This is a genomic window from Clostridium thermosuccinogenes (genome assembly GCF_002896855.1).
In the GTDB taxonomy this organism is placed as follows: Bacteria; Bacillota; Clostridia; order Acetivibrionales; family DSM-5807; genus Pseudoclostridium; species Pseudoclostridium thermosuccinogenes.
The window spans coordinates 1,797,895-1,817,859 of record NZ_CP021850.1 but is presented as its reverse complement, the minus strand read 5'-3'; the positions used below and the strand labels follow the sequence as shown (position 1 = coordinate 1,817,859).

Annotated in this window: 16 protein-coding genes and 1 tRNA gene; 3 read left to right on the top strand and 14 right to left on the bottom strand. The window is 39.5% G+C overall.

What is annotated here, in order from left to right; all coding sequences use genetic code 11:
* The first annotated feature begins 5 nt into the window (after nucleotides 1–5).
* On the top strand, nucleotides 6–884 hold the full coding sequence (locus tag CDO33_RS07985; protein WP_103082432.1) for a DNA adenine methylase: 879 nt from the start codon (nucleotides 6–8) through the stop codon (nucleotides 882–884).
* 568 nt (nucleotides 885–1,452) lie between these two features.
* On the top strand, nucleotides 1,453–3,111 hold the full coding sequence (locus CDO33_RS07980) for an ATP-dependent nuclease (RefSeq protein WP_103082433.1): 1,659 nt from the start codon (nucleotides 1,453–1,455) through the stop codon (nucleotides 3,109–3,111).
* A gap of 62 nt (nucleotides 3,112–3,173) precedes the next feature.
* On the opposite strand, the gene tnpC is transcribed toward CDO33_RS07980, so the two are convergent.
* The 5 genes from tnpC to tnpA all read right to left on the bottom strand — a co-directional run bounded on the left by tnpC (nucleotide 3,174) and on the right by tnpA (nucleotide 7,423).
* On the bottom strand, nucleotides 3,174–4,757 hold the full coding sequence (gene tnpC, locus CDO33_RS07975) for an IS66 family transposase (RefSeq protein ID WP_103083333.1): 1,584 nt from the start codon (nucleotides 4,755–4,757) through the stop codon (nucleotides 3,174–3,176).
* Between the two features lie 319 nt (nucleotides 4,758–5,076).
* The gene (locus CDO33_RS07965; RefSeq protein WP_103083321.1) at nucleotides 5,077–6,036 is read right to left on the bottom strand and encodes an IS3 family transposase; all 960 of its coding nucleotides are present in this window, start codon (nucleotides 6,034–6,036) and stop codon (nucleotides 5,077–5,079) included.
* Nucleotides 6,033–6,437 (bottom strand): HTH domain-containing protein, encoded by a 405-nt coding sequence (locus tag CDO33_RS07960; RefSeq protein ID WP_103083320.1) that lies wholly within the window; start codon nucleotides 6,435–6,437, stop codon nucleotides 6,033–6,035. The genes CDO33_RS07965 and CDO33_RS07960 overlap by 4 nt, the downstream gene beginning before the upstream one ends.
* Before the next feature lie 288 nt (nucleotides 6,438–6,725).
* Nucleotides 6,726–7,082, bottom strand: a complete 357-nt coding sequence (gene tnpB, locus CDO33_RS07955) for an IS66 family insertion sequence element accessory protein TnpB (RefSeq protein ID WP_103083353.1) — start codon at nucleotides 7,080–7,082, stop codon at nucleotides 6,726–6,728.
* Nucleotides 7,076–7,423 (bottom strand): IS66 family insertion sequence element accessory protein TnpA, encoded by a 348-nt coding sequence (gene tnpA, locus CDO33_RS07950; RefSeq protein WP_103083352.1) that lies wholly within the window; start codon nucleotides 7,421–7,423, stop codon nucleotides 7,076–7,078. The genes tnpB and tnpA overlap by 7 nt, the downstream gene beginning before the upstream one ends.
* Nucleotides 7,424–7,708: 285 nt before the next feature.
* Here tnpA and CDO33_RS07945 point away from each other — a divergent pair, with 285 nt between their 5' ends.
* A complete protein-coding gene (locus CDO33_RS07945; protein WP_103083335.1) occupies nucleotides 7,709–8,947 on the top strand; it encodes a transposase in 1,239 nt (412 codons plus the stop codon).
* Nucleotides 8,948–9,306: 359 nt separating this feature from the next.
* Here CDO33_RS07945 and CDO33_RS07940 read toward each other — a convergent pair whose 3' ends face one another.
* The 9 genes from CDO33_RS07940 to CDO33_RS07895 form a co-directional block, all read right to left on the bottom strand.
* Nucleotides 9,307–10,557, bottom strand: coding sequence for an IS3 family transposase (locus CDO33_RS07940; protein WP_274540233.1), 1,251 nt, complete (start codon nucleotides 10,555–10,557; stop codon nucleotides 9,307–9,309).
* 248 nt (nucleotides 10,558–10,805) lie between these two features.
* A complete protein-coding gene (locus CDO33_RS07935; protein WP_161496448.1) occupies nucleotides 10,806–12,206 on the bottom strand; it encodes a LysM peptidoglycan-binding domain-containing protein in 1,401 nt (466 codons plus the stop codon).
* Between the two features lie 445 nt (nucleotides 12,207–12,651).
* Nucleotides 12,652–12,876: a hypothetical protein gene (locus tag CDO33_RS07930; RefSeq protein ID WP_103080707.1), complete on the bottom strand. Its 225-nt coding sequence runs from the start codon at nucleotides 12,874–12,876 to the stop codon at nucleotides 12,652–12,654.
* A 273-nt stretch (nucleotides 12,877–13,149) separates the two neighbouring features.
* A complete protein-coding gene (locus CDO33_RS07925) occupies nucleotides 13,150–14,976 on the bottom strand; it encodes an ABC transporter ATP-binding protein (protein WP_103080706.1) in 1,827 nt (608 codons plus the stop codon).
* Nucleotide 14,977: 1 nt separating this feature from the next.
* The gene (locus CDO33_RS07920; RefSeq protein WP_103080705.1) at nucleotides 14,978–16,774 is read right to left on the bottom strand and encodes an ABC transporter ATP-binding protein; all 1,797 of its coding nucleotides are present in this window, start codon (nucleotides 16,772–16,774) and stop codon (nucleotides 14,978–14,980) included.
* Nucleotides 16,775–17,194: 420 nt separating this feature from the next.
* Nucleotides 17,195–17,554, bottom strand: a complete 360-nt coding sequence (locus CDO33_RS07910) for a DUF6483 family protein (protein ID WP_133158771.1) — start codon at nucleotides 17,552–17,554, stop codon at nucleotides 17,195–17,197.
* Nucleotides 17,555–18,158: 604 nt separating this feature from the next.
* Nucleotides 18,159–18,245, bottom strand: a tRNA-Leu gene (locus tag CDO33_RS07905).
* Between the two features lie 86 nt (nucleotides 18,246–18,331).
* Complete coding sequence (locus CDO33_RS07900) at nucleotides 18,332–19,081, bottom strand: endolytic transglycosylase MltG (protein ID WP_103080702.1); 750 nt, start codon at nucleotides 19,079–19,081, stop codon at nucleotides 18,332–18,334.
* Between the two features lie 215 nt (nucleotides 19,082–19,296).
* Complete coding sequence (locus tag CDO33_RS07895; protein ID WP_103080701.1) at nucleotides 19,297–19,878, bottom strand: DUF6115 domain-containing protein; 582 nt, start codon at nucleotides 19,876–19,878, stop codon at nucleotides 19,297–19,299.
* Nucleotides 19,879–19,965 lie beyond the last annotated feature (87 nt).

Sequence of the window (19,965 nt, the reverse complement as noted above, 5' to 3'; positions counted from 1 at the left end):
ATTTTATGCCAGAGACAATTAACCCCCTACGTTATCCGGGGGCAAAAAGAACACTTATAGATTATATAGATGATTTATTACATGAAAATAATCTGCAAGGATGTTGTTTTATTGAACCTTATGCAGGAAGTGCAGTTGTAGGATTAGAACTTTTACAACGAAAATCTATTCATTCGCTCATCCTTTGTGAAAAAGATATCTTAATATATGCATTTTGGAAAAGTGTATTTTCTTTAACTGATGATCTATGTGAGAGAATATTAAATACTCCTATCACAATAGAAACGTGGCATCAGTTAAATCACTATCGACAAATTACAGACGTAAATCAAGCCTCTATTTTAGATTTGGGTTTTGCTGGATTGTTTTTTAATCGTACAAATTTTTCTGGTATTTTAAAAGCAAACCCAATTGGTGGCATCAACCAAACCTCTCAATATAATATTGACTGTCGCTTTAACAAAACACGCATTATTAGTATTATTAAACATCTTGCGAAATATCGAGATAGTGTAGAGGTTTATTGTAATGATGCAATTGCATTTATGAAGACACAAAATGCTCGTTTCTTACAAGAAAGTTGTTTTGCATATTTTGATCCACCATATTATGAAAAAGGTTCAAAAATATATCGGCATTTTTACACTAAACAAGACCATATAACACTTTCCAAATATGTTAGAGAAGTTCGCCACTTAGACTGGCTTATTAGTTACGATGATGCACCATTTATTTGCGGACTTTATAGCGATACAGGAGCACAATATAGACCCTTTTTTCTAGATTACTCATGTGCGTCTAAAATCCGTACAAAAGGTAAAGAATTATTAATATCAAACTTACCATTACCGCCGTTTCCTGTTGGAAATGCGGTTCAATTATAATAGTTTATTTGCTAGTTTCCTTTTTAAAAGGAAACTTATTCATCAGTTACATGAACAAGTCTGCCAGTTTTAAAATTTACGACAGGCTTTTTTAGGGTATCCATTAGAAGCACCTAAATTTTGATATATTTGCTTGCTTACGTTTTAGGAAGAATATAAAACATTTTTCTTTATTTGGTTTAAAACAAGTGGATTTTGCTAAAAGGACGAAAAAAAGGAAAAATGCTATGATAAGAAAAAGCAGGCACAGCAAAATCACAAGAAGGTGAATCTTGCTGTCAACATGCTGAACAGAATAAAAAGTAATATGATGAACTAGCTGGCTTCTAGAAACTATAAAGTTTGAGTATATGCTGTAAATGAGATATCCAGTATAAAAGAAATTTAGAATCTTTTCATTGTTACAAATTATACCACAATCTATTGTGATAAGTACTACACCATTATATAATATAAGAAAATAATTGAATTATGTCATAAAAGATGTGAAAATGTGAATGGTTTAAGCAAAAATTCTAATTAACTAGTTGCACATTCATTAGCATACCGTTAAAGGAGAGAAGTAATAATGGTTGAAAAGCTGTCAATTGTACAATATAGAAAAATTAAAAATTTAGAATTTGAATTTTCACGTGGCATCAATGTAATTTCCGGTACAAATGGAACTTGTAAGACTTCACTTCTTCATATAATTAGCAATTCCTTTCAATTAGTAAATAGAAGCTGCTCTTGGCTTGTTGATAACAGCTGTTTAGAAATTATTAATAAGGTAAATAAAGTAATAAACCCAAAAATTGAAAGTTTGACTCGCGGCGATAAGCAATATAATGATCCTGCTAGAGGTCTAAAAGGGGCGCTTTTCACAGTTAAATATTTTGATAGAAATCCTTTGAACTTCCGACGACATAATTCGACTCTTAATAATCGATATGCAGTTAAACCATTTTATCGAAAAGGAACATCAGACTCTTTGCCCCGTTGTCCCGTAATCTATTTAGGATTGTCGCGACTTTTTCCATTTGGAGAATTTCAAAATGATGATGAAATTGAAAGTATAAAAAAGAGTTTACCTTTAACGTATCAAAAAGAAATCGCAGATATTTACAGACAATTTACTGGGCTTACAATTTCATCTACTTCTCCTCAGAAAATGGGAAATATAAAAATACGTTCAGAGTTTTTCAGTGACCATGATGGTATTGATTCAAATACTATTTCAGCTGGAGAAGATAATCTATTTATCCTTATCACTGCTCTTGTATCTCTAAAATACTATTTTAACAGTATTCAAAGCTGTAATCCAGTAGAAAGCGTGTTACTAATTGATGAGTTAGATGCTACCTTGCATCCCTCCTTGCAATTCAAAATATTAGACTTGTTTAGTCAATATTCACATGACTACAAAATACAAATTTTCTTTACTAGTCATAGTCTATCTTTGATAGAGTATGCTTTACATAAAAATCATAATGTTGTTTACTTAATTGATAATATAACTTCAGTTGTAAAATTGGATTCTCCGGACATATATAAAATAAGGATGTATCTCTATTCTATAACTAGAGATAATATCTATTTAAATAAGACCATTCCAATTTTCACAGAAGACGAAGAGGCTAGATTATTTCTGCGAATTCTCTTTGACTATTATAGCACGAAAAATGGAGAAGGTTTTGCAAAAATACGTAGTTTTTTCCACTTTGTAGAGGCAAATATTGGTGCTTCCAATTTATTAAGCATTTTTGAAGATACGTATTTACTCAAGTCTACAATGCAATCAATTTGCATTTTGGATGGAGATCAAAGTAAAAAAAAGGATTATAAAAAATGTGTGATAACTTTACCAGGAGCAGAATCACCAGAAAAACTTATTATGGATTATTCTATTCAACTATATGACAATGATGATCCCTTTTGGACAGATGAAACTATTCTACATCTTGGTTATACAAAGTTGTATTTCAGAGATAACATTCTTCCTGATATAACTAATATTAAAGATAAGATTCAGGAGTTGCATTCCCAAGGTAAGTCGACTAAAGGTGTTACAAGAGAATTAAGCAAGACTGTATTTAAAAAGCATAAGCAATTTTTTGAATTGCTTTTTAAGCACTGGGTTAATAATTTTGAGAATGAGGAGCAAATAGAAAGTTTTTATAAAGATTTGAAGGTAATGTTTAAGAAAGTTGCTGAATTTCATGGTATTAACTCAAAGGAATGGGAATAGTGTAAAATAATTCATATTTATATATATTTATATATATTTATATATAATGTAAGCGCTTAATTTTAGGGTGCCTTGTATGAATCATTACGGCACCAGGAGGGTAGTTCAGGTGACCACGGTAGATAAGGTGTCAGAGATTCATGCGTCAATTCCTTTAAGCTTGGTAAATTTGTCAGTAGATGCACCAAATACATATATGGATTAAGTTGATTTGCTTTGGCAGTTTCTATCATGCTGTAGACAATAGCACTGGCCTTGGCTCCGCGAGTTGTGTCGGCAAACAGCCAGTTCTTCCTGCCTGTGACATACGGACGAATGGCATTTTCGGCTCGATTGTTGGAAAGCTCGATTCGTCCATCCAACAGGAAACGATTCAATGATTCCTTTTGATTCAATGCATATGTGATCGCTTTCCCCAGATTGGAGTTTGGCAGCGGATTTAGTTGTTGCACCCATTCCCAGAACTCATCAAGAAGGGGTTTCATATTTTTAAGTCGTTCTTCATACCGCCTTTCAGCGGATAGTTCCTCCCATTTCTTGTCCATGGCAAACAGACGGTTACAATAATCATATCCGATAGCCGCCTTGGAAGTCTTAGTGTCAGCCCCCTGGGGAATTGCTTCTTCGAATTTGCGTTGTAAATGAGCCCAACATCCACAATGTATAACATCAGGCACTGCATTGTAGCCACTATAGCCATCTGTCTGAAGGTAACCCGAAAAACCCTCAAGAAATCTTCGGGCATGCTGGCCGGATCGTGTCGGTTGGTATTCAAATAAAACAGCCGGGGTTGGACTTCGCCCGGAAGTGTAGACCCACATCCGCGATTCTGTCGTTGCTTTCCGTCCCGGTTCTTTTAATACCTGCAGTACAGTTTCGTCTGCATGAATCAGGGGTTCGGAAATCAAGTGCTTATGAATGGCATTGTACATTGGTTCAAGCCATTCATGGCTTGGACGTATGATCCAGTTTGCCAGGGTGGCTCTGGAAAGTGTCACCCCCTGATTTGCCCAGTCTTTCTCCTGCCGGTATAAAGGCATTCCGTTGGCATATTTCTGATACATAACATAAGCAACTGTTGAGGCAGAAGCAAGGCTGCGTTTCATGACCGGGGCTGGAACCGGCGCTTTGACAATGTTGGCATCTCCGGTTTCCTTCTCGCAGACGGTACACACATAATTAAAACGAATGTATCTCAATACTCTTACTTGGGCAGGGATAATCTCAAGTTCATCCCTGACATGCTCCTTGCCCAGATATCTAAGGTCAGCCTGGCAAATACCGCAAGAGCGCTTGTCCTCGTCAAGGTCACAAACAACCTCCACTACAGGAACTGTCTGTGCCAGTTCTTCCTTTGTTCTTTTAGGTTTTCTGGTATGGGCAGCCACAATTGTCTGTACGGTAGGTTCTTCTGCTTTGTTGTTCGCTTCGACCTCTGCTTCGTTGAAAAGTGAGATTTGATCGTTGTCTTCTCCTAAAACATAACGACGCTTTTCGCTGGATTGGCCGTATAGAGCTTTTTGGGATTTGATAAGAAGCTCTGTAAGCTGGTTGATACGGATTTGCTGGTTTTCCACTATTTTTTCCAGAGTGGAAACATATTCAATTTGTTCTGGCGTAAGCCCTGTAAAATTTATCTTTTGCATAAGATAATTAAAGTGTACCCTTTGTCAAGGACAAAATGAGTTTTTGATTTCAATTCATAAATGAGTATTCAGTGGCTGTTGATTCACCTGTCCCGGACTTTGAGTACTACCATACCGGTGTTTCGGAGTCAGGTTTCCGCATTTATTCCACGATCCTCTTGACAACGAGCCTCTGCCGGCATGTTTGCTGGCATCAGAGGCATCCCCCATGCTGAACAAGGCAGAAGGGCTCTGGAGGTGGTTGATGCCCGGTCAGATAGCCTAACATGCCGGGCTCTCATTGTCAAGAGGCTTTCGCGGCATAAACGCTGCCTTCCCATCAGCTCTCCTTGAATCCATTTGGCTTGGGTATATTTAGTGGATACTCGCCAGTTGTTAAATATTTGTAATACTCTGCAGGAGATAGCTTTGCTAAATCCCATTGATATCTTTCGTAGTTATAATACTCTGTCCAGTCAGTTATTGCTGATAGGATTTCTTCATAAGTGTTACACTCTTCGATATGAATTTCATCCTTCATATGTCCGAAGAAGGACTCTTGCGGAGCGTTATCCCAGCAGTTTGCCCTTCTGGACATTGACTGCCTTAATTCGCTGTTTTTAATCAGCTGTATAAAACTAAGACTAGTGTAATGTGACCCTTGATCACTGTGGATTAGGGTTTCTGCCGTTAAGGAAATCCCATGTTTTTCAATGAGCTGATTCACTGTCTCAAGTACAAAATCAACTTCCAAAGATGGACTCACTACCCATGCTAGGAGTTCTTTTGTACAGGCATCTATAATAGTAGACATATAGCATCTAGGTGCTCTACCGTTAATAATATATGTGATATCTGTAAGCAGAACTTTCCGTGGTCCATGTTCCTCAAACTCGCGATTCAGGAGATTTGGAGCGACATAGGAAGTACCTATCGCTTTTGCTATACGTCTGTATGGATTTGCTTTGCGAATTGGGCATTTTAATCCATACTTCTTCATAAGACGCCGAATCTTTTTTATGTTCATGACAACCGGTGGAGTCTGATGCAGTAATCTCATATAAATCCCACGTGCACCCTTATCATATCCTCTGTGTTTATATGCTTCTATGATGAGAAGAAAATCCTGTTGATCCTGTTCTTCTTTCTGTTTTCTAACTTCTTCTGTAGTGAGATAGTGATAATAGCCGGATCTAGAAACACCAGCGATTTCGCACAGGACAGAAACATTTAAAAGATTCCCATGCAGTGCTACTGTTTCTTGTATGATTTTATACTTGGCATTTGCAGGAATGATCATAATTCCCGTGCCTCCGGATCTAAAGATACAATTTTTTTTAGAAACTCTATCTCTTGCTCCTTATATGCCAGTTGCATCTCTAGGTATTTAATCCTGTTTTCTGCTGACATATAGCCGTTTCCAGCTTGCATATAAGTATTCAAGTCACGGAATCCATTGCCTTTTTTTACTTCATTACGGATCATTGTTTTTAATCCGCCAATCCTTATTTCGCCTAGTATCTCGGGATTAATGCCAAGAGATTTAACTATATCTTTTGGTAATTTCCCTTGCATTAGTGCATTCCAGAATTCTTTTTTGAATTCCGCAGAGAAGTGTACAGTGCTTGGTGATACATCCAGAACATACTTGCTTTTTCTTAACTCGGACATTTCTTCTGGGGTAAATTTCTTATTTGCCATATATGCCTCCAATCCAACTACATTTATTGTAATATGCATCTGAATTGAAGTCAAAAACCGTTCTTGTCCGGAATATAGGGTTTTGAAAATGCATGTGTCCGAACAACAGGGATTATATAAAATCTATTGTCCGAAATGTAGGGTTTTTTCAAAAACCTAATGTCCGATGGTAAGGGTTTTGAAAACCCAAAGTGTCCAAGCTATAGGGTACATTATAAATTGTACCATATTTCACCTGAAAAATCCAGCTTAAATGCTGTAAAATCAATACTTTTACGCACTTTTTTATCAGTAGATTTCGCCTGTTCTTGCTTTTCGTATTGCTTTGGGTTGATCTATCGTCAGACCCTCCATCAGCCACCGGAATTCCTGCTGGGTAAGCCGTCTTGCTTGCTCCGGTGTACGGGGCCATTTAAAGTTCCCATTCTCAAGACGCTTATATAGCAGTACAAAACCGTCTCCTTCCCAGAAGAGAGCTTTGAGACGATCACGACGTCTCCCACAGAAGAGGAACAGGCTCGGAGAAAAGGGATCCATGCCAAATGTCTCTTTGATAATAGCCGCTAATCCATCAATTGACTTTCTCATGTCTGAGTACCCGCAGACAATGTAGATATCTTCTGCCCTTGTAATATCGCCTAACATATGCTTTTCAATGCCGACAGAACTGCCTCGATGGTTTCTCTGGAAGTTCCGTCATGTATATCAACACAAAAAGAAGGCAAGTGGATTGTGACTGCTGCAGATACCTTTGTCTGGTGAAATGGTACTGGGACAATTTCTTGTTCCGGTTTCTGAGGTACAAGTGATCCGGTCTCACACGCCAAGGTGCGGATTCTTCGCAGCCAGTAGTAGTACGATTTAATTTTTACATTGTTCTGGCTGCACCAACTGACAACTGTCATTCCACTGGTTTGGCAGGCTTGGATAATCTTGCTCCACTGCTTGAGTCGGAATTCAGTTTTGGCATTTGTGATTTTATCCATATTGAGATAGCCTCCTTAGAGATTCTAGACTTTTTAGTCAGAGTCGAAAAACTCGAAAAAGTCTAAAGACTTTTGGATGGATTATCTCATATGGACGGATAAACTTCTATGCGCACTTATATTAAGCGCTTACTATATAATAGTACTTACGCAAAAGTAACATAAACAAGTCATATCAGCACTTTGAAAACAGAATATAGCTTAAAAGGTTGTTGCATTGAGGTTTCCATATATTACAGCTATTCACCAGTTTTCGAATTATGCTATTCTTTTGGCAGGGGTTCCATGAGGTCTACCAAAAATTGCATTTCCGACATAACCGTTGCCAAGCACGGCATTCACGATATTATTACTGAACTGGTGAGAAAGTTCAATTTGGATAAGTTTTTGTTCCCTGAGAAGTATACACTGGTCTTCGTTGCAGCATGTATGGGTATAATCCTGTTTAATAATCCTACAGCAACATATATTGCGCAGAAGCTGTACTGGGTATCCCATGATGCCATAACAAGGCTGCTGCCGTTGCTTTCTATTAATAACACAAATATCATGATCCTGTTCATCCAGGCAATACAGTCACAAACGGCTGGTCTTGGATATTTGATCATCGATGATGTGATTATCAGGAAGCCTTTCGGCAAGAGCATTTTCCCGACATCTTATGTATACGATCACACAAATAATCGGTATGTCTGGGGAATGCACATTGTAGTCCTTCTATGGTCTAATGGTTGGATTAAAATCCCCGTGGCGTTTCGGATATGGAAACCGGAAGAAAAGTGTGAAGAATATCATACCAAGGTTGAACTAGCCATACGTATGATATCCTTCGCCCACAAATTTGGTTTGGCTGCCGAATACGTCACATTCGACACCTGGTATTCCTGTAAAGAGCTCCTGCAAAAGCTCTCAGAGTGCGGTTACCACTATGTCTGCATGATAAAGAATAACCGCAAAGTGCTGTACAACAACAGGGTTAACTTTAACGTTAAGACCATAAGCCTGCTGTTTAGCAAGAAACAGTACAGGTACTACCCCGGTACAGGCTTCTACATCAAGGCTTTATCGGTAATCTTACCTGGTGTGGGTAACACCATGATGGCAATAGTCAAAAACGGCTATAACGCATCTATCCAAAACACCAGATTTATCATTACTGACTTGCCCGGTGTAGCTGCTCAAGACATCCTCAAGAAATACCTTTGCCGTTGGGACATTGAAGTATTCTTCAGAGACATCAAGCAGTTTCTGAACTTTGAAAAAGTTCAAGTCCGGTCTATTAGAAAACTTGAGGGTCACTTCTCCTTGGTGTTCATAACTTCTGTATTCGTGCAGATTTTGCAGATACAGAATAATTTGAATACCATGGGTGAAACCATCAGCTTCCTGCAGGACATTGTCCAGGTTAAAGTCAACGGTATTGTGTACATTATTAATGTAACATCCAAAGACCGGACAGGTAAAGAGGTAAATACTGTCTCAAATCCTCTCGCAACAACCATTTGGGACAAATTAAGTGCGTGAAATCTTTATTTTTCAAGGATCATTTTGTTTTGCGTAAGTACTGTATATAATTATTTTAATACCCTGAAAATGTATATTAGAATTAAGCAACATTATTTTTTATAAAACGTTAAAAAACAGTAATTGTCATAGACAAACTCACATAGTTACGAAGTGATTATTAATAGATACACAAAAATAACATTGAAGTATCAATTATCGCTCCTGTGGAATGACTTTATAGGAATCATCCCGCTGATTCCTTCAAAAACCAGCATTCAATGGTTTTCAAGGACGCGACCTCCGTGTGCGGCTCACCTTGTTTTGACAGTTATGAGCGTTAGTTTAGGCTAGGGGGTGCGGACGTTTTCTTGGACAGCTTAAGAGGCTAATCCAAGACTTCGTCGGTACTCCAATGAACTCATATTTCCAAGTGATATTTTAATTCTAGTTTCATTATACCATATAAGATAGTCATTAAGGATTCCTATAAATTGTTCTATAGTTACACCTGCCCAATTACGATTGTAAAATATTTCATTTTTCAATCTTCCAAAAAATCCTTCACAAGCTGAATTATCTGGTGAACATCCTTTCTTTGACATGGATCTGCATAGGCCTGCATTATCCATTCTAGATATCCAGCCCGGCCATCGATAATGGCAACCTTGATCTGTATGGATGATTGGATGTTCATTATTATTAAGGGTACTTATTGCATCATCTAACATACTGTTGACTAGTTGGGCATCCGGTGTTGTGCTTATTCTCCATGCAGGAAGCATTCCGTCAAAACAATCTACTATAGGTGACAGATATACCTTTCCGGCTGGAATAGCGAACTCTGTTATATCAGTAAGCCACTTTTTATTTGGTGCATCAGCATGAAAATCACGTTTAACGATATTGGGAACCTCAGGTGAAATATCACCTTTATATGAATTGTATTTATTTCTGCGTTTGTCTCGCACTATCAACTTATCTTCAGGCATGGTTTTTCTTACTACCTTTTCCGATACACGAATGCCTTCTTTGACTAATAATGCATAAATTCTTCGATATCCATATCTCTCCGTGGTTTTATTGAATAATTCTATAATACGAGTACGTAATGTTGCATATTTATCGGAACACTTCATCCGATTACATTGATAATAATAACTGCTTTTTGGCAGATTAAGTTTATGTAGAAGCAATGGCAGTGAATACTTATCTTTCAGGACACCGATAATCACTGCCTTCTCCCGATTCTTGAGAACTGTTATATCGGCGCCTGGGTCTTTTTTTAAGACATCTAGTGTCTCCTTTAGGATATCTATTTCTAACTGCATATCCAGTATCTGAGCTTTCAACTGTTCAACCTCTTTGAAAGAGACTGTATCTCCTGGGGGCAATTTACCACGGGGGTTGTCACTGGTATTCATAAGTCCAGCAGCTCCTTTCAGGATATACTTTTTTCGCCACGTATAGATACTGGCTCTGCTATATCCAATTTCTTCTGATACTAATTGTACATTCTCTCCCATTTCAAAGCAACGCTTAATTGCTTCAAGCTTAAGTTCAAGTGGTGGATGTCTAGGATGTTCAGGAGTATTGTTATATTTTTGTCTGGGAGCTTTTCTGCTTGGCAGGGAATTACGCTCGGCAATCCAATCATACAGTCTTTTTCGAGTTGGATATCCCAGTTATTGAATAACCTTACTTACAGATTTACATTGGTCATAAAGTTGCAATGCCTTTTTTCGCTGATATTTTGAATACACGTATTGCTACTCCTTCCCGAGTCTCAATTGTCCAACTTTATGTCCGCACCCCCCTCTTATAATACAATATCAGTATCTATTTTCACTTCAATACAGGTTTTATGTCAATCTCCTACTCATCTTGTGGGAGCCCAATCAATATCATAAAATAAGAATCCATCCAAAATGCTTATAGGAACTGGCCTTTCCAAATCTATACTCCACACTTCCACAGGAGGAACATCTTCTCTGCAGCCCGACATATAAGCTATTTTCCTGCTGTCAGGCGACCATGTGACAGGAGTCGCATAGCAGCTTGCTATAGCCACAGTGGCATCCCTTTCCCCTTTCACATCCGATACCCGGATAAGGGAGTAATATCTGCTGTTGATAAACTGAGTTGAGCTGTATGCTATTTTTGCAGAGTCAGGAGACCAAGTCGGATAGTAGTTTTTCGCTTCCGGTCCTCCCGGTATCTTGCTCAATTCTCCTGTAGCCAGATCCATGATATATATCTCCGATATGCTTGCCCCAGGGGTGGTATATAGAACAAAAGCTCCATTCGGAGATAATCTCACATCATTCAATGGTCCATTGGCGTTATTGGTAATACGCCTTTCATTTCCGCCATCAGCATCAATCCTGTAAAGCTGGCTTAAGCCGGAAGAATCCTTTGCCTCAAACAGCAGTTCCCTGCCGTTGGGAAACCATTGGACATAGGAAGCACCGGCACGCCGAATTGCATAAAATGTATGATTCACGACATTATAAATCCTTATTACTCTCCCGGTAGAATAAACCAACAATCTACCATCCGTGGACCAGTCGACAAATGCGGGGAAAGATATCTGATCAATTCGTGCAATGCGTCTTGTTGAGACATCAATAACCGATATAATTCCTCTGCTATCTATATATGCTATCCTATCCTGGCGCGGAGACCAAAAAATCCTTGAATTTCTGTCTCCCCTGTCAACAAGAATTTCATATCTGCTTTCAGTGACCGGATCAAAAATCTGAATGAAGCTATTAATACCGTCATCTATAATGGCTGCTATGCGCCCGGTTCCTCCAGCCGGTGGATACGGTATTAAAAGCCTCATACCAGGTGTTATATTCGGTGTGAGTCCTGGGTTTTCGGCTATGATCATATCCGGTCTCGGCTGCCCGTTTACAGTCACATTATATCTTGATGCTATATTATACAGAGTGTCTCCGGGTCTGACCACATAAAAAGGCACGCCTTCCGAAACCGTCAATACCGTACCGGGCATGATGACATAAGGCGGCTCAATACCATTGTCCTGAATAATCTTATCCATAGGTATTCCATATTTTATCGATATTGAGTATATGGAATCACCTGGCCTTACAACATATGTAGATACTCCGGGAGGCATGGACAACTGCTGTCCGGGATAAATTAAATACGGTGGTGAAAGATTATTGGCTGCAATTAAGGACTGCAGGGGTATAAACCAACGTGCCGCTATATTGCTTAAAGTATCGCCGGTACGTACCGTATAGAATATTTGCATATAGCTTACTCTCCCTTCCACTAACATGCAACATATTCTATTCTATGCTCAATATCAGGTAAAGGTTATTGCTTTTACTGCGCTGGCCTTTGAGTTTTTGACATACGAAGAATCTATAAAAAATGCTCCATGTACTGAGTTTGGCTATGTTTGGATATGTGTTGGCAAGATGGGATTTTTAAAGGGAACTTATCAAGTTCCCTTAATGTGGATTTAAAGAATGTTCCGTAGTATCTATGCTTCAATAATACTGTCCAACATGAATATCCGAAAGGTGTTTGGCAATCAAATCTCTTTCCTTTGAAAAAATATCATCTATTTTTATGTTATAGCTTGAAGCTCCACTCTTTCATCTATATCCACTGGATTTATCTCCTATTTCAATTAAAAAATATTATGCAGCATGATCATAATGAAAAAATATACCCTATCTTATGTACTTAAATTATTGATTCCTGCTGCCCATATAGTATCCTATAACTCCTGAAAGGAAAATAGCCAATCCAAAAATTGAAAATGCTATTGTATATGCAATATAGGTGAAATATGAGCGTGTAGCATCTTCATATATTGAGTGTAATTCAACATTATTTCCAAGCATAGGTGCAAATATTATCAGTAAAAGTCCTACAACCATTGGAACAATGTATAATGCTTTTTTCTTGTCCAAAATAATTTCCCCCTTTAATTTTAGTATTCTTCATAATGTATTACGATTGATTGCTTATTCGATTATATAATATGTAAGAATATAACTACAAGCATTTTACATGTATTATACATAAATTACTTCTCTATATAGTTCAGGAATGAATTCAGCTAATAATGGATGTATTGATTGTTATGTGCTTTAAATCCTTTCGGAACAGCAATCATCCATCCCGATTAGTTGAATTCAAACTGATTTTATATAATCCTGAAATTCTTTATCATGTATAAGTCCTTAGCGGTTATACCACTTTGCTTGCTCTTTATATAAGCGCGAATATTCACCGTCCTGCGCAATCAGCTCTTCGTGCGTGCCATCCTGCAGGACTTTTCCTCCCTTGAACACCACAATGCGGTCAGCCAGAGCTGCCACGGAAATACGATGGGTGACAAAGATGACTGTCTTGTCCTCAGCCAATTCAATGTACTTTTGAAACACCTCTGCTTCGGCTAATGGGTCTAAGTTGCTGGTCGGTTCGTCGAGAATGATGAAGTCACGATTCCGGTATGCTGCGCGCGCGATGGCGAGTTTCTGCCACTGTCCACCGGACAGATCGATACCACCGATATCCTTGCCCAACATCTCATCACCATCTTGTCCCTCAAAGCCAGCAAACTTCAGCGCTGCATCAATTGCACCCTCGTCGCGCGCCCTCATTGTGTCGCCCAGATACACATTGTCTCTTACCGTAAATGTGAAGTATCGCGATGGGTTCTGCATTACTGTGCTCTGATTCCTGTAGCGATCAATAGGATTCAGCTCCCCTGCGGATGTTCCATTGATCGTCAATTCACCATCCGACGGCTGGATGAGTCCGGTGATAAGCTTTACAAACGTGGTCTTGCCCTCGCCGTTTTCACCGACAAACGCCACCTTTTCTCCTTTTTTGATGGTAAGGTCGATACCATTCAGCACATATCGGCCGGTCAGAGGATAACGATATTTCAATCCCTTTGCCCTCAGCACATCGAAGGTTCCCATCGCTTTGCCTTCATCCTTTTGCTCCGGCAGGTCCATCAAGTCAAAGAACTGTGCGGCGTTGTTCTTTTTGGATAAGAATGACGCAATGCTTGAAAGCAGTTGACTTGAGTCATTCATAAGCGTACCTACCAGCGATATAGCAGCACCTAATTCACCCAGAGACAATTGTCCTGTGGTAAACAATGTTATAGCAAACACCATGCTTCCTACGTTGGCTGAGTTCACCAAGAAGCTGTTTGCCATCTCGATTGCTGTCTGATTGCGGATCAGCTTTTTCTCCTTCATAGTATATTCGTCAGCATGTGTTTTCCATTTATTATAGAAAAAGTCATACAGCCCAAGCGTCTTCATTTCCTTGCTGGCAGACGACAGCATCAAGCTCTGAAAATAATCGATCCTGCGCACCAGCTTTGTGTTTTTCCTTACGAATTTAAAACGCAGCTTTTCACCAATCGTTGTAGTCCACAGTGTTGGAAGCGGTGCAATCAATACGATAAGGCACAACCACGGGTTGAAAACAAACAGCGATGCCGCTATGGACAACACCGATACAATTTTGGCAATCACAATATAGCTGTTCAGCATCACCTGCCGGTTTACTCCACCCCAGCCATCACCGGCAAAATTGAACACCTGCTCGGTCTCATCGTTTAATTTGGCGATTTCGAAGTACTCGGAAGAAACGCGGCTTAGCTTTTTGAACATCTTTGAGTGCATCAGCTCCTGTTGGCGGTTTGCCTGTACCAGGTCGAGCTGTTCCAAGTCCCCGTCACCGTTGGCCGCCATATAACTCTCTATCAGATCAGCAGCAAAGCTGATAATGAAATAACCAATCAGTAAGAAAACTGCCGGCAGCAGATTATGCCCTTTCGTGTAGCCTTTGACTGTTGTGATATATTTTCCCCACAAGAAAGCCAGTGTCGGCCTGAGGAACGAAAGCACGATGAACAGTCCCAAATAGATGCTGCTGATTACCTTTGTTGAGGAGAAAACAAACACCCATAGTCGAAAAAGATGTTTAATGGATGGTTTATTCTCATGTTCAATATTCTGTTCGAGTCTTGTAGTTCTGTCAATCATTTTATGCCACCTCTCCGTTTTTCACATACCACTGTTTCTGCGAGTTGAACATGTCGGCATACAATCCACCCTGTGCCATAAGTTCTGCATGAGAGCCGCTTTGAACAACCTTGCCACCGGATATCACCAGGATGCGCTCGGTGATCATCGTCGATCCAAGACGGTGAGTGATGAAGATAGCCGTCTTACCGGCAGACATTTCGGCAAATTCAGAGTAGAGCTCGCTCTCAGCCATCGGATCCAGCTGGCTGGTTGGCTCGTCGAGAATCAAAATCGGCTTGTCCCCCATGAAGGCCCGGGCAATTGCAACACGCTGCCACTGCCCACCGGAGATGTCCACACCACCCTCAAAGTCACGCCCCAAGAGCGTATCACCGCCCTCAGCCAGTTTGCTGGCAAATACATCCACCTTAGCCTTCTTCATGGCGGCATCAATTGCAAATTTGTCATTTATCTTGTCCATATCGCCCACACCGATATTTTCATTCAACGAAATGCTGTATTTGGCAAAATCCTGAAACACCGGACCGAACAGCCTTTCCCTTACCGACTGCGAATAGTCGGAAAGCGGCCGGCCACCCACTCGAATTTGTCCGCTGTCCGGTTGGAACAATCCAAGCAGCAGTTTAACCATGGTGGTTTTACCCTCACCATTCTCTCCGACGATGGAAACCTTCTCGCCGCTTTTTATGGTAAAGCTCAAATTATGTAGAATCTGCTTATCGGTGCCGGGGTATGTAAAGCATACGTTGTCAAATTCGATGGAAGTATCCTCCGGCATTTCGTCCATCTTGCCATAGCTGTCCTCACTGAGGTTGAAATATTTTTCGTAATATTCAAACGCTTTTATGTGATACCCAGTCCCCTGAAAGATATATGTATACTCACGCAAGCTATTCCATAGGGATGTAAAAATCGACAATGTGAGCGCAATAAGCTGACCGATGTCAATTCCACCCTGGGAGTAAATCCAGAGCAGCAGCAGTGCATTCCCGATTTGTGCAAACCTGGAGATGTTCTGGCTGGTGAAATGCTTTTTCAGATACATGAAGTAATATCTCTCGTATTCCCTGTTACGCCCATTCAGGCGTGATTTATATGTATTGATCAGAAAATCCGATGACCCGAATAACCGGTTTTCCTTCACATATTCTCTGGATTTCAGCATATCGCCCAGAATTTCATATTCCCGTTCTCTTTTCCAATATGTTTCCATCTCTTCGTAGATGTTGAAATGATTTATATACGACAGATATGTTTCCAGCACGAAGGGCGCAATAAGGGTGATGGGCAGCCACCAACGCACTACGCCAAACTGATATAGTATACCAGCCACTGCAACGAAGGAAGTAATCGCATTGTACATGTACTTCGGAAACAAGTGCTGTGCCGCTATTTCGGCGCGATCATATGCCTTGTCGATGATCTCCATGGAAGCCTGGCTTTCCAGATGTTCATAGCGCATTCTTTTGAGCTTTTGCATCATCCTGCCCTTATAAGCAGTGCGCAGGATCAGCTCACAGGCCGGATCAATGTATGTCCATAGAAGCATGCTGAACAACTGTGGCAGCAATGCACAGGCAACAAACAGCACCAGATAAGGCATATATTCCGAAAATGCAATCTTCCCCGCAGCAACATCCATGCCCAGATTGAGCACCTGTCTGTTTACCCAAACAAAGATGGGATTTGATGCACCGGAGAGCATCGCAGTCACAATAGTCAAAAAGATGATGAATGGGCGTTCCGAATACATTATGCCAAGCAGATTCCTGTATACTTTAACTATGCGTCTCATTTATGCCACTCCTTCATGATTTTTCACTTGTACACATTCCCTTCATGTTCAAACCGTAATTAATAATGGTTACATAAAAGCAATAATGTTTAGCACCGTTCCTTTCGCTTTTTGCGTATATTTATAAATCAATACTTGCGTCCTGTTAGGAGCTTTATTCTGTGCCTTTTAATGTTTTACTTATGGTTTTGCCAATAGAGCAAAAGCTGCCCTAATGGTGCATGCAGCTGCCCTCAAAACATATGGAGTTTGCCTTGCTGCACCATTGGCACTATGCTTATCGGTTTGCATAGGGGGATTTATTTGGAGATTTCCATATTTGGTCTGTAAATGCAAAACGACGGTGGTATCGATTTGCAATGCCCCACCACTGTTTAAGTTCATATAATCAGTTTACGCATGTTCAGATATTTAGTATAGTTATAGTAATACTCCCATTTCTTTGGCAATAGCTTTTAAACCTTGCTCTATTTCTTCTCTGGAAAAATTGCTTCTTTCTAAAAAATCATCCTCAAGATTGCTCAATCTGTTGTAAAAGTCCAAAGCCAGCTCAATGTACTTTTTATTTTTAGTATCCAGCTCTTCAAATAATAGATTCTCAGCTTCATTTATGTTGCCTTGCTTTATCAATTCGAGTAATTTTATATGTAAATGATCAGTATGTGTGTAGTTACTCTCATCCGATAATTCATAAGCAACGGTATCTTTGTTTAGAAGGATTTTTGCCAAAGCCCTTACCAAATCCTTTATTATTCTCATCAGGTAATCCTGTTCAAACATAAGATTATCACAAGCCCTTCCGGTATTATTAGCCCCATCTCTTCCTTTAAAATACCCTTATAGATAATTATAACATACCTCACATAAACTTCCTATTTTTACGAATTATTTTGTCAAGAATTATAATTGATATTATTTTATAATAACCGACTTGTACCCTCATCCTACGAAGCTTTCATTACCTGCATCCAATTAAAGCCTCACAGAACAAAGGCTATGGCAGTGATAAATTAGTAAGAGGCAAAATAAAACCCTTTGCTGTATTTGTTGTACTTACTATACCGGAAGGAATAAAGAAATCAAAGGAGTTTTTGACATAGGGGGGTAATCTTTATGTAACGACAGTAAAATCTCTGATATTAAGCAAAGGAAAAACGAGATATCAAAGGATGGGATAAAACCACTTAAACAATCATTTCTGATAGACTTACACACAAGAGATATTGCTGACCCAATCTCACCAGCAAAATTATTTTGTTAGACTTTATGAAATACTTTATCTATATCATTCACGACTATACTACAAGCTGCGAAGGATAATATAAATGGGGTAAAAAAGTGTCTACACAAAAATAAAAGACTTTCGAGAAATTCCCGAAAGTCTTGGTGCCGAAGGTCGGACTCGAACCGACATGGTATTGCTACCGCTGGATTTTGAGTCCAGTGCGTCTGCCAATTTCACCACTTCGGCGTCATTTAACCGTCGCTTAAATATAGTAACATAAACCGTTGAAGAAATCAACACTTTTTTATAAGATTTTTTACATAAAATTTAATTTAGTATTGATTTGTAATGATCTTTATAATAGTTTCCACATCAGTGCCTTTTCTAATATAATATGTGCCTGCTTCGATTTTTCTGGTGAGGTTCTTTTTAGTAATAATTGAAGTAAACTCATTTTTGTCGCTGATTAATCCACAGCTGCTCAAGGTTTCTGCAATCTCCTCCGAAGTAGCTCCCCTGGCAATGAAAAATTCTATGACATCACCTAACGAAGCCTTTTTAGCACCGTTATTTTCCTTCTTTTCGGCACCTGATTCTTCATCGTCGTTTTTCACCGGTTCTTCGGCCTTATCCTGCCCTTCCTCCGGATTTTCCTGACTTGCTGCTTCCGATGGGGCTTGTCCGCCATCTTCCCCTACATTTCCTGCAGCTTGCTCAAGTTCTTTATCCTTTTTGTCTGATGCCTGGCTGTTCTGCCCATCTGCTTCCCCTAGGGTCTGATCCTTCTGTTGGCCGTTATCCTCCGCAGGATTTATGTTATCTGCATTTTCACCTGTGCCAGGTGCCGTATCCTCCTTCAAGTCTTCTGTCCCATCCTGTGTGGTACCTTGGCTTCCGTTCCTATTTCCAAATATGCTGTCTGCCTCCACCATCCCCAGGGCTTTAGCTTTTTCGATTATCTCTTCATCGTTCAATTTGGCTTCCGGTTGTGCTCCGGCCAGGTAGATCAAGCTCATTATCGAAGTAAGGATAATACCAATTCCTATTCCTAATAAAATGCTCTTTATATGAAAGTGCTTCATCTTTCCTCCATAAAAAATCGTACTTGCAAGAAATATTCGGTTAATACATCTTTTGGCAGCTACTGCTTTATTTTAAAGGGAACTTCCTGTGATATAAGCCAAAAGTCCCAAATTCACAATAAAATTTACGACCATTATCCTCTTAAAACCTGAGAACTACATAGATAATTTCGGATAACCCTCACCCAAAAGTGTCCTTTTTCATGACTAAAATCTTAAGAATGCGTACTCTGATTCTTCAACTCAAGAATCAGCTCAATTTCTCCTTTTCCAACGCCGAGCTTTTTGGCTATATCGGAAATACCAAGTCCTTCTTTAGAGAGAGTGACAACAGTTTCATACTTCACGTTCTTCACAGCAGAATCAGTATTCTTTGCCGGCACCTCTTTTGCGGGTACTCCCTTGCCCATAGGATACAATTCATCCCGAGTTTCCGCTTCTACCTTTGAAGATGCCTCATAGGAAATACCGGATTTTTGTGTTTTGTCCGCAGTCCTGTTCATCTCTGAACGCAAATAAAGGCGCTCCTTCTCGGCATTTTCAATATCATAAACATGCTCGTCGGCCTTTTCAATACTGTTGACACTACTAAGCCTGCTGTACTTGGTTTCCATCTGATCTAATAAATACTCAGAAAACCTGTTCATCTCCTGCAACATCATTTCCGCATCTTTTATTACTTCTTCAAGCTCTCTTTTTTTGGTATCAACACGCCCCATATAATCCATAGAGCTCTTTTTGTCGTATAATATTCCAACGAAAGCGACTATTATTAATACGATGCCTATAAAAATCAAACTAATATAAAATTGACTCATTTTTACATTTAACCCACCTTATTTATCATATGCAATGCTGGTACAGCAGTTTTAAGCGGTCTGGGC